This is a genomic window from Arthrobacter sp. K410C (assembly GCF_059090105.1).
On the sequence record NZ_JBNHFJ010000002.1, the window covers coordinates 387,125 to 396,934 of the forward strand.

Here is a 9,810-nt window from a genome sequence, read left to right on the forward strand (position 1 = left end):
CACGTGGCTGAGCCCAAGACGGAAGCTACAAATGCGGGAGCCTTGTGGGGCGGCCGGTTCGCCGGCGGCCCCGCGGACGCCCTCGCCGCCCTGAGCAAGTCCACGCACTTCGACTGGCGGCTGGCCCGCTACGACATCGCCGGTTCCAAGGCGCATGCCCGCGTGCTGCACAAGGCCGGCCTGCTGGACGATGGCGAGCTGGACGGCATGCTCGCCGCCCTGACGCAGTTGGACGAGGACGTGGCTTCCGGCGCCTACCTGCCGGCGGAGTCCGACGAGGACGTCCACGGTTCCCTGGAACGCGGCCTGATCGAGCGGGCGGGTCCGCAGCTGGGCGGCAAGCTGCGCGCCGGCCGGTCCCGCAACGACCAGGTGGCAACCCTGGGCCGGATGTTCCTGCGCGACCACGCCCGGATCATCGCCCGCGGCGTGCTGGACACCGTTGACGCGCTGGTGGACCAGGCCAAAGCCCACCAGGGCGTGGCCATGCCGGGGCGCACCCACCTGCAGCACGCCCAGCCCGTCCTGCTCAGCCACCATCTGCTGGCCCATGCCTGGGCCCTGCTGCGCGACGTGCAGCGGCTCCAGGACTGGGACAAGCGGGCCGGTGTTTCCCCGTACGGGTCAGGTGCTCTGGCCGGGTCCTCGCTGGGGCTCGATCCCGAGGCGGTGGCTGCGGACCTGGGCTTCTACTCCGCGGTCCACAACTCCATCGACGGCACGGCGTCCCGCGATGTTTTCGCCGAGTTCGCCTGGGTGTGCTCCATGATCGGCGTGGACCTGTCCCGGATCTCGGAAGAAGTGATCTTCTGGGCCACCAAGGAGTTCTCCTTCGTCACGCTGCATGACTCGTACTCCACGGGGTCCTCGATCATGCCGCAGAAGAAGAACCCGGACGTGGCCGAGCTGGCCCGCGGCAAGGCGGGGCGCCTGATCGGCAACCTGACCGGGCTCCTTGCCACCCTCAAGGGCCTGCCGCTCGCGTACAACCGCGACCTGCAGGAGGACAAGGAACCGGTGTTCGACGCCGCTGACACGCTGGAGCTCCTGCTCCCGGCCGTCTCCGGCATGCTCGCCACGCTGACCTTCAACCGGGAGCGGATGGAGTCGCTGGCACCTCAGGGCTTTGCGCTGGCCACGGACATCGCCGAATGGCTGGTCCGGCAGGGCGTCCCGTTCCGTGAAGCGCATGAGCTGTCCGGTGCGGCGGTCAAGCAGGCAGAGTCCCGCGGCGTCGAGCTGTGGGACCTGACCGACGACGAGTATGCGGCCATCTCGGCTCACCTCACTCCTGAGGTCCGGACGGTCCTGTCCACGGAGGGGTCGCTGAACAGCCGCAACTCCCAGGGCGGAACGGCGCCGGCCGCCGTCGAACGCCAGCTGGCAGCCCTTGAAGGCGAACTCGCCGCGGTCCGGGAGTACGCAGGGTAACAACCCGACGCTCTCTCACTTGATGCGCCTTTCTGGCCAGCGCTCTCTCACCTTCGCTAAGAAAGTGAGAGAGCGTTGGCCATTTTCATGTAGCAACTGAGAGAGCGTTGTGCCGTCCAGGCATGGACCCGCCGCTAGCATGGCGTCATGAGCGAAACCTTCCGGAAGTTCCTCCGCACCCTGCCCGACTTCCCGGCCGACCTTCCCAGCTTTGATCCGGCCGGCGCTGCGCGGAACCCAGTGGAGCTGTTCAAGCAGTGGCTGGACGAGGCGCTGGACGCGGGGGAGCAGCAGCCCCACGCCTTCAGCCTGGCCACGGTCAGTGCCGGGCAGCAGCCGTCCTCACGCATGCTGATCCTGAAGAACATCGACGGCGACGGCTGGCATTTCGCCACCTCCCGCACCTCCCGCAAGGGACAGGAACTGGACATCGTCCCGCAGGCCGCCATGAACTTCTACTGGGCCTCCCTGGGACGCCAGGTCCGCGTGGCCGGGCCGGTGGTCCGGCTCTCCGCCGAGGCCTCCGCCCGCGACTGGGCGGAACGTCCGCGCGCCGACGGCAGCACCAATCCCAACTGGCAGCTGTACGCGGTCCAGCCCACGGAGTTCGAGTTCTGGCAGGGGAGCAGCGACGGTGAACATGTCCGGCACCGGCTGGGTCCGGACGGAGCTCCTGAGGGTTAGGATGAGCGCCATGGCCTCTCCCGCACCCGATGACCTGCTCGCAGACCTCCATAAGGCCGCGGGTGACGTTGCCGCAGACGCCGCAAAGTTCAGCGACCAAGACGTCCGGGCTTCCTCGGCACTGCCGGGCTGGACGCGGGGACATGTCCTCGCCCATCTCACCGGGATCTCCAACGCCATGGCCCGGCAACTCGAGTACGCAGCCCGCGACGAAACAATAGAGCTGTACGACGGCGGCATGGACGGCCGGAACAAAGCCATCGAGATGGCCGCGGGGCACGACGCCGCCACCCACCTCGCAGACTTAACTGCGGCACTGCAGCGGGTCCTCAGGGCCTTCGATGCGCTGCCGGGCGTCAAGGATTCCTCGGCCAACCGCACCGGATGGTGGGCCCCGATTTCGTACCGCGGGGGAGTGGTACTGGACGGCGGCCTGGCGCTCTGGCGCGAACTCGTCATCCATACGTCAGACCTGCAGACGGGCAGGGGGCCGGAAACCTGGAGCCGGGCGTTCTGCGAGCACCTCTTCGACTTCCTCGCCGCCAGGGTGCGGCCGGAGGACAAGCTGGTGCTGCAGCCGCTTGGCCTGCCGCCCGTCAGCATCGGCAGCGGCAACCGGTCCACCGTTATCAGCGGGATGCTTACGGACATCGCCGCATGGCTGGCAGGCCGGGAGCCATCACTCGGCAGCCTGCGTGCCTCCGCTGCAGCCGACGGGACGGACCTGCCTGAGCTGCTGCCCTGGCCAGCCGGAACCCCGGCGCCGAAGTAGTCCCCCTGTACTGTCCCGTCAGGCCGCTTCGCGGGCCAGCAGGCTCTCCTTCACGCGCAGGCCCCAGCGGAAGCCGCCCAGGGTGCCGTCAGTCCGGATCACCCGATGGCAGGGCACGAACAAGGCGGCGGCATTGAATGCGCACGCGCTGGCGGCCGCGCGGACTGCCTTGGCGTTGCCTGCCAGGGCCGCGTATTCCGTGTACGTCACGGGGTGGCCGGGCTTGACCTGCCGGAGGACGTCCCAGGCGTGGGCCCGGAACGGACCGGAGCGCTGCAGGACCGGCACTGCCATGGCCGGCGCGGGGTCGCCGTCGTAAAAGGCCTCCACAGCCCCCGAGATGTCACCCAGCGCGGCGACGGACTGGACGGCGTCGGGGCGCAGTACGGGATGGACCTGGCCGGTCAGTTCGCGGGGGTCGGCGGTCCAGCCTGACGCCAGGACCAGTCCCTCCCGCGCAATGATGGTGAAGGGGCCGTCCGGGGTGGACATTGTCAGCAGTTGGGCGGTCATGGCATCGCTTTCCTGGAAGTGCCGCTGGCGGCGGGGGCTTTGGGTGCGGCGGCGGCGCGCCACAAGTGCATGGTGGCGTAGGAACGCCAGGGGCTGACTTCCCGGAAGTCCGGGGCCAGGCCGGCGCCGCCCGCCGAAAGGGCCCGGATCCCGTTCCGGACGGCAGCGTCGTTGGCGAGGAAGACGTCGGGGGCGCCCAGGATCCGCATCGCCGCGTAGCCCACAGTCCAGGGTCCCACGCCGGGCAGCGGCAGCAGCTTGGCCGCGAGGCCGGCCAGGTCATCGCCATAACCGGGGTCAACTAGTCCTTCCGCCATGGCGGCGGCAGCAGAAAGCAGCGATTCCGTCCGGCGTCGGGGCCCGCGCAGCAAATGTCCGGCCTCGGCAATCTGGGCGGACGTGGGGAAGAGACGGTCAAGGCCATCGCCCGGAACACTGCTGGGGCTGCCGGCAGCAGAGAGCTGCGTCAGCGCCGTGCGGGCCGCGGCGACGGTAATCTGCTGCCCCACCATGGCCCGCACCAGGAGCTCCTGTGGATCCAGGGCGCCGGGCATGCGGATGCCCGGGGCTTCCGCCACTGACGCGGCCAGCCGGCTGTCCGAGGACAGGGCGTCGTCGATGGCTTCCGGATCGGCGTCCAGGTCGAACAGGCGCCGGACGCGGCTCAGCAGCGCGGGCAGGTCGCGCAGGTCCGCCGCGCCGATGGTGAGGGTCAGCGGCCGTCCCCGCGCGCCGGCGTCGTAATCAATCCTGAAGCGGGCGTCGCCGTGGGGCAGCCGGAGAGTCCGGGCATAGGAGGTTGGCGTGCCTGCCTCGATGCCCGGGATGGCGCGGACCGCCAGGAATGTGAAGATGCCGGGATCGAAGGGCTTGCGGTAGGGGAGGCTGAGGGTCAGTACCGTGGCAGCTCCTGCCGTGTGTGCATGCCGCCCGGTGTGCCGAAGGGCAGTGGGGGTCATGGCGAACACGTCAAGCATGGTCTCGTTGAATTGCCGGACGCTGCTGAAGCCGGCGGCGAAGGCGACGTCGGCAAGCTTCATTGGCGTGGAGACCAGCAGGGTGCGGGCGGTCTGGGCCCGTCCGGCCCTGGCCAGGGACAACGGCCCGGCGCCCAGTTCATGGGTGAGGATCCGGTTGAGCTGGCGCGACGAGTAGCCCAGCCGGGCAGCAAGCCCCTCCACGCCGTCCCTGTTGATCACGCCGTCATTGATCAGCCGCATGGCCCGGCCCGCGACGTCCTGGCGGAGGTTCCAGGCCGGCGTGCCGGGGACGGCCTCGGGAAGGCACCGTTTACAGGCCCGGTAACCGGCGTCATGGGCCGCAGCCGAGGTTTCGTAGAACGTGACGTTGGCGGCTTTGGGGGTGCGGGCCGGGCAGGAGGGGCGGCAGTAGATCCCCGTGGTCCGGACCGCAGTGTAGAACTGCCCGTCGAAACGGGTGTCCCGGGCGTCGATTGCCCGGTAGCGCTGCCAGAAGTCCATGACTCCATCCTGCCAGCCACCGGAGGCCCCTGCTAGCGGAAATCGGACATGGCCGTGGCGGCTCCGCTGCCGCGCCGCGGGTGAAACCGGCGGATGCGGGTAAGGTCTGGCCATGAGTGAAAACCCTGTGCCGGCCCGTCCGCCGCTGCGGGAGATCCTCTCGGGCGATGCCCGCGAGCTGGCCCCGCTGCTGCTGGGCGCCGTCCTCACGCACGAGTCGCGCGAAGGTCCGGTGTCCGTCCGCCTCACGGAAGTGGAGGCCTACCTGGGACCGGAGGATTCGCTCCACCCGGACCCGGGCTCCCACACGTACCGCGGCCCTACGCCCCGCAACGCGCCGATGTTCGGCCCCGCCGGACACCTGTACGTCTATTTCACCTACGGAATGCACCACTGCACCAACATCGTCTGCGGGCCGGAGGGGGTTGCCTCCGCGCTGCTGCTGCGGGCAGGCGAAATCGTGGACGGCCTCGAACTGGCCCGGCGGCGGCGAACCACGTCCAGGAGCCCCGCCGACCTCGCCAGCGGCCCGGCCCGGCTGGCCAAGGCCCTGGGACTGACGACGGCGGACAGCGGACGTGACGCGCTTGCCCCGCCCTTCGGGCTGGTACTTCCGCCGGGGCCGCCTCCCCAGGTAAGTTCAGGCCCGCGGGTGGGGGTGGCCGGGGCGGGCGGCTCGGACGAGTACGCCTGGCGCTTCTGGATCACCGGGGACCCCACTGTCTCCAGGTACAAGCCCGCCAAACCCCGGGTCCGGAAACCCCCGGCCACCATGGGTCCATCAGCGCAACCGCCCCGGTCCGCGTTTCATCAGCGTTAACGGAAATGGTTGTAGAATGGTAGGTCTGTCTTTTGCGATAGGGGAACGTTGAATGCTTGACGCCGATTTGGCCCACGAACGGGAGTATGTAGCGGGCCTGTATGCCCGGCTGGAAGAGCTCCGCGAGGAAAAGCGCCGGCAGCTCGCGCAGGTCCGCCGGGCCGGGGCAGTGGGCACCATGCAGAATGTTTCCGAGCGCGATGCGTTCGCCGCACTGTACGAGGACCGCCTGGCGCAGCTGGACGCGGTGGATGACCGGCTGGTCTTCGGCCGCCTGGACCTGGACTCCGGCGAAGCGCAGTACATCGGCCGCATCGGCCTCACCACCGAGGACCTGCAGCGCCTGATGGTTGACTGGCGCGCGCCCGAGGCCGGGCACTTCTACCAGGCCACCGCGTTCGACCGGCAGGGCGTGCGCCGCCGCCGGCACCTGATCCTGCAGGGCCGCGAAGTCAAGGCCATCGAAGACGACGTCCTCGATGCCGGGATGCTCGCGGACAATGAGTCGCTGCAGGGTGAAGGCGCCCTGCTCGCCGCCCTGAATTCCAAGCGCACGGGCCGGATGTCGGACATCGTCAGCACCATCCAGTCCGAGCAGGACCGCATCATCCGGTCCTCCATCTCCGGCGCGCTGGTGGTCCAGGGCGGACCTGGCACAGGCAAGACCGCCGTCGCCCTGCACCGCGCCGCCTACCTGCTGTACACCCACCGCGACCGGCTCAAGAGTGCAGGCGTGCTCCTGGTGGGCCCGTCGTCGTCGTTCATGAAGTACATCGAACGCGTGCTGCCCTCGCTGGGTGAGACCGGCGTGGTCATGGCCAGCCTTGGCCGCCTCATGCCCGGCATCCATGCCGTGCCGGAGCAGGACGCCGATGTTGCTGCCCTCAAGGGCCGCCTGGACATGGCAGAAATCGTGGCCAACGCCGTCTCCAACCGCCAGCGGGTTCCTGCCCACAACAGGACGCTGGAAGTGGACGGCCGGAAGCTGGTGCTGACGCCCCGGCAGGTCCGCCGCGCCCGGGAGAAGGCCCGTGCCACCGGCAAGCCGTACAACGAGGCACGCGTAACGTTCGTTAAGATCCTGCTGCGTGAACTGACGGAGCAGATGACCGAACTGGTCGAGGCCGGGAACATCGGCAACAACGCGGACCGCTCCTACCTTGCAGAGGATGTCCGTACGGCCCGGGATGTCCGCATCGCCCTGAACCTGTGCTGGATGCCAATGACCCCCGAAAAGCTGATGTCCGACCTGTTCAGCAAGCCGGCCATCCTGGAATTCTGCACCCCCAACCTTTCGCCCGCGCAGCGCGCGCTGCTCCTGCGGCCGGCTGACGCCCCCTGGACGGAGTCCGACGTTCCGCTGCTGGATGAGGCTGCCGAACTGCTGGGTGAACTTGACGCCGCCGCCGGCCGCGGGCTGGCGCAGCAGGAGCATGACCGTGCCCGGGATCTCGCCAACGCCAAGCAAACGCTCGTCAACATGGAAACCGCCGGCGTTGACGCCCTGATGACCGCCGAAGACCTGATGGAGCAGAACCAGGAACGGGAGGCACGGCTCAGCGCTGCCGAGCGTGCCACCAGCGACCGCACCTGGGCCTTCGGGCACATTGTGGTGGACGAGGCGCAGGAGCTTTCCCCCATGCAGTGGCGGCTCCTGGTCCGCCGCTGCCCCCTGAAGTCCTTCACCATCGTGGGCGATATTGCCCAGACCAGTTCCGTTGCCGGCGCCAATTCCTGGCAGGGCGCGCTGGCGCCGATGTTCGGTGACCGGTGGCAGCTGGAGGAGCTGACGGTCAACTACCGCACGCCCTCCCAGATCGCCGAAGCCGCCGTCCGGATGGCAAACGCGGCGGGCCTGGTGGTGTCCGCCCCCAAGGCCGTGCGGGAGGGGCGCTGGTCACCCGTCATCGACGAGGTTATCCCCGGCGCCCTGGTGGACCGGCTTGTGGAGGTCCTGCCGGAGGAGCTGGAAGCGCTCGACGGCGGCCTGCTCGCCGTGATCGCCGACGGACCCCTCCTGCCCCAGGCCACGGCAGCCCTGCGCGCGGCCTACGGGCGCCGTATCGGCACGGGCGCGGGCAGCTACGAACAGGACATCGTGATCATCAGCCCCCGCGAAGCCAAGGGCCTTGAGTTCGACGGCGTGGTGGTCCTGGAACCGGCAAAGATGCTCAACCACGAACACGGCAAGGTGGGTGACCTCTACGTGGCGATGACCCGCGCCACTCAGCGGCTGCGGCTGATCGCCTCCGAACCGGTTCCGGCCGGTATCGTCCGCTGATCCGGCGTCCCCGGATACTGCTACCTTAGAAGGCGTGCCAGACATCAACAGCCTCGAATCGCAACACAACGACCCCTCTTTTGCCAACATCTGGCAGGAGCTGAAGTGGCGTGGCCTGGTCCACGTCTCCACCGACGAAGCCGAGCTTGAAAAGCTCCTCGCCGGCGTCCCGGTCACTTACTATTGCGGTTTCGATCCGACTGCACCGAGCCTGCACCTGGGCAACCTGGTCCAGCTGCTCCTCATGCGGCGGCTGCAGCTGGCGGGGCACAAGCCGCTGGGACTCGTTGGCGGCTCCACCGGCCTGATCGGTGATCCCCGGCCCACCGCCGAGCGCACCCTGAACACCAAGGAAACAGTTACGGAGTGGGTGGGTTACCTCCAGGCGCAGGTCCGCCGGTTCCTGAGCTTCGAGGGCGACAACGCTGCGCGGATGGTAAACAACCTTGACTGGACGGCGCCGCTGACCGCCATCGATTTCCTGCGGGAAGTAGGCAAGCACTTCCGGGTGGGCACCATGCTCCGCAAGGATGCCGTTGCCTCGCGGCTCAACTCCGACGAGGGCATCAGCTACACCGAGTTCAGCTACCAGATCCTGCAGGGCATGGACTACCTGGAGCTGTACCGCGCCTACGGCTGTGTCCTGCAGACCGGGGGCTCCGACCAATGGGGAAACCTGACCAGCGGAACCGAACTGATCCGCAAGGTGGAGGGCAAGAGCGTCCACGCCCTGGGTACCCCGCTGATCACCAACTCCGACGGAAGCAAGTTCGGCAAGAGCGAAGGCAACGCCATCTGGCTTGACGCCGGCATGTGCAGCCCGTACGCGTTCTACCAGTTCTGGCTCAACACTGCGGATGCAGACGTTGTGGACAGGCTGAAGGTCTTCACCTTCCTGACCCGCGCCGAGATCGAAGAGATCGCAGTGGCAGTGGCGGAGCGTCCCTTCGCCCGCGAGGGCCAGCGGAAGCTCGCTTACGAAGTCACGTCGCTGGTGCATGGCGTGGAAGCCACTGAAAAAGTCATCGCCGCTTCGGCCGCCCTGTTCGGCAACGGCGATCTCACTGCCCTTGACAAGTCCACGCTTCAGGCGGCCACGTCTGAGCTTCCCTCCGCCACCGTCCAGGTGGATGCCCTCGGGATCGTGGACCTGCTGGTGGCGTCGGGGCTGTCGGAGAGCAAGTCCGCTGCCCGCCGCACGGTTGGTGAAGGTGGCGCGTATGTCAACAACGAAAAGGTTCTGGACCCGGAAGCCGTGATTTCCGAGGATGAACTCCTGCACGGCCAGTACTTGCTGCTCCGCCGGGGCAAGAAGAACCTGGCCACGGTTGAGGTGCTGGTCCCGTAACTACGGCATCTGACCCTTTTGCACGCCCCTCCACAGTCGATTTGCACGGCTGCGGAGGGGCGTGTATTGTTTTCTGAGTCGCCGCCGCTGAGTGGTGACAAACCCCCAACTAATGAGAAGCGATTCTTCTCGGAGCAATGCTCTGATGGTAGGAATGCTTCACTTTTTGCTGGGTGGATTCACTTCGCCGAGTGAATTCCGGGAAAACATCCGGATTTGCAAAAGCGAATATGGAAGAATAAGATTGAAACATCGCAGCGAAGAAATACGAGATAGAAATTCTTTTTGAATTTGTTTCGGGAATATTCGAATGTGTCTGTTGTTTGAGAACTCAATAGTGTGCCAAGTTTGTTGATACCGATTATGTATGTAATTGGTTGAATGTGCCGGATCGTGCCGCCCCTGTGGCATTGGTTTGGTGTTTTTGGCTGGTTTCAAATTTGTGCAGCTTTTGCTGGTGTTATTTCCACTGGTTTTGGT

Annotated in this window: 8 protein-coding genes; 6 read left to right on the forward strand and 2 right to left on the reverse strand. The window is 67.3% G+C overall.

Annotated features, from left to right (window positions below):
* Positions 1–3 precede the first annotated feature (3 nt).
* The 3 genes from argH to AC5RU7_RS06730 all read left to right on the forward strand — a co-directional run bounded on the left by argH (position 4) and on the right by AC5RU7_RS06730 (position 2,887).
* Positions 4–1,431, forward strand: a complete 1,428-nt coding sequence (gene argH, locus AC5RU7_RS06720) for an argininosuccinate lyase (protein WP_494051606.1) — start codon at positions 4–6, stop codon at positions 1,429–1,431.
* A gap of 147 nt (positions 1,432–1,578) precedes the next feature.
* Positions 1,579–2,115 carry a pyridoxine/pyridoxamine 5'-phosphate oxidase gene (locus tag AC5RU7_RS06725; RefSeq protein WP_494051607.1) on the forward strand — a complete coding sequence of 179 codons (537 nt, stop codon included), beginning with the start codon at positions 1,579–1,581 and terminating at the stop codon, positions 2,113–2,115.
* 10 nt (positions 2,116–2,125) lie between these two features.
* On the forward strand, positions 2,126–2,887 hold the full coding sequence (locus AC5RU7_RS06730; RefSeq protein ID WP_494051608.1) for a maleylpyruvate isomerase family mycothiol-dependent enzyme: 762 nt from the start codon (positions 2,126–2,128) through the stop codon (positions 2,885–2,887).
* Between the two features lie 18 nt (positions 2,888–2,905).
* Here the strand turns inward: AC5RU7_RS06730 and AC5RU7_RS06735 are convergent, their stop codons facing one another.
* Together AC5RU7_RS06735 and AC5RU7_RS06740 are read right to left on the reverse strand one after the other, a co-directional pair.
* Positions 2,906–3,400 (reverse strand): methylated-DNA--[protein]-cysteine S-methyltransferase, encoded by a 495-nt coding sequence (locus tag AC5RU7_RS06735; RefSeq protein WP_494051609.1) that lies wholly within the window; start codon positions 3,398–3,400, stop codon positions 2,906–2,908.
* Positions 3,397–4,881: an AlkA N-terminal domain-containing protein gene (locus tag AC5RU7_RS06740; RefSeq protein WP_494051610.1), complete on the reverse strand. Its 1,485-nt coding sequence runs from the start codon at positions 4,879–4,881 to the stop codon at positions 3,397–3,399. The genes AC5RU7_RS06735 and AC5RU7_RS06740 overlap by 4 nt, the downstream gene beginning before the upstream one ends.
* Positions 4,882–4,993: 112 nt before the next feature.
* On the opposite strand from AC5RU7_RS06740, the gene AC5RU7_RS06745 reads away from it, so the two are divergent.
* From AC5RU7_RS06745 to tyrS, 3 genes are read left to right on the forward strand one after another with little or no spacing between them, the layout of a single operon-like run.
* Positions 4,994–5,701 carry a DNA-3-methyladenine glycosylase gene (locus tag AC5RU7_RS06745; protein ID WP_494051611.1) on the forward strand — a complete coding sequence of 236 codons (708 nt, stop codon included), beginning with the start codon at positions 4,994–4,996 and terminating at the stop codon, positions 5,699–5,701.
* Positions 5,702–5,753: 52 nt separating this feature from the next.
* Positions 5,754–7,982, forward strand: coding sequence for a HelD family protein (locus AC5RU7_RS06750; protein ID WP_494051612.1), 2,229 nt, complete (start codon positions 5,754–5,756; stop codon positions 7,980–7,982).
* A 34-nt stretch (positions 7,983–8,016) separates the two neighbouring features.
* Complete coding sequence (gene tyrS / locus AC5RU7_RS06755; protein WP_494051613.1) at positions 8,017–9,330, forward strand: tyrosine--tRNA ligase; 1,314 nt, start codon at positions 8,017–8,019, stop codon at positions 9,328–9,330.
* Positions 9,331–9,810 lie beyond the last annotated feature (480 nt).

Bases quoted from the DNA above. Each gene is read 5' to 3' on its own strand.
- AC5RU7_RS06725 (WP_494051607.1), top strand. From the start codon at position 1,579: ATGAGCGAAACCTTCCGGAAGTTCCTCCGCACCCTGCCCGACTTCCCG.
- AC5RU7_RS06730 (WP_494051608.1), top strand. From the start codon at position 2,126: ATGGCCTCTCCCGCACCCGATGACCTGCTCGCAGACCTCCATAAGGCC.
- AC5RU7_RS06735 (WP_494051609.1), bottom strand. From the start codon at position 3,400: ATGACCGCCCAACTGCTGACAATGTCCACCCCGGACGGCCCCTTCACC.
- AC5RU7_RS06740 (WP_494051610.1), bottom strand. From the start codon at position 4,881: ATGGACTTCTGGCAGCGCTACCGGGCAATCGACGCCCGGGACACCCGT.
- AC5RU7_RS06745 (WP_494051611.1), top strand. From the start codon at position 4,994: ATGAGTGAAAACCCTGTGCCGGCCCGTCCGCCGCTGCGGGAGATCCTC.
- AC5RU7_RS06750 (WP_494051612.1), top strand. From the start codon at position 5,754: ATGCTTGACGCCGATTTGGCCCACGAACGGGAGTATGTAGCGGGCCTG.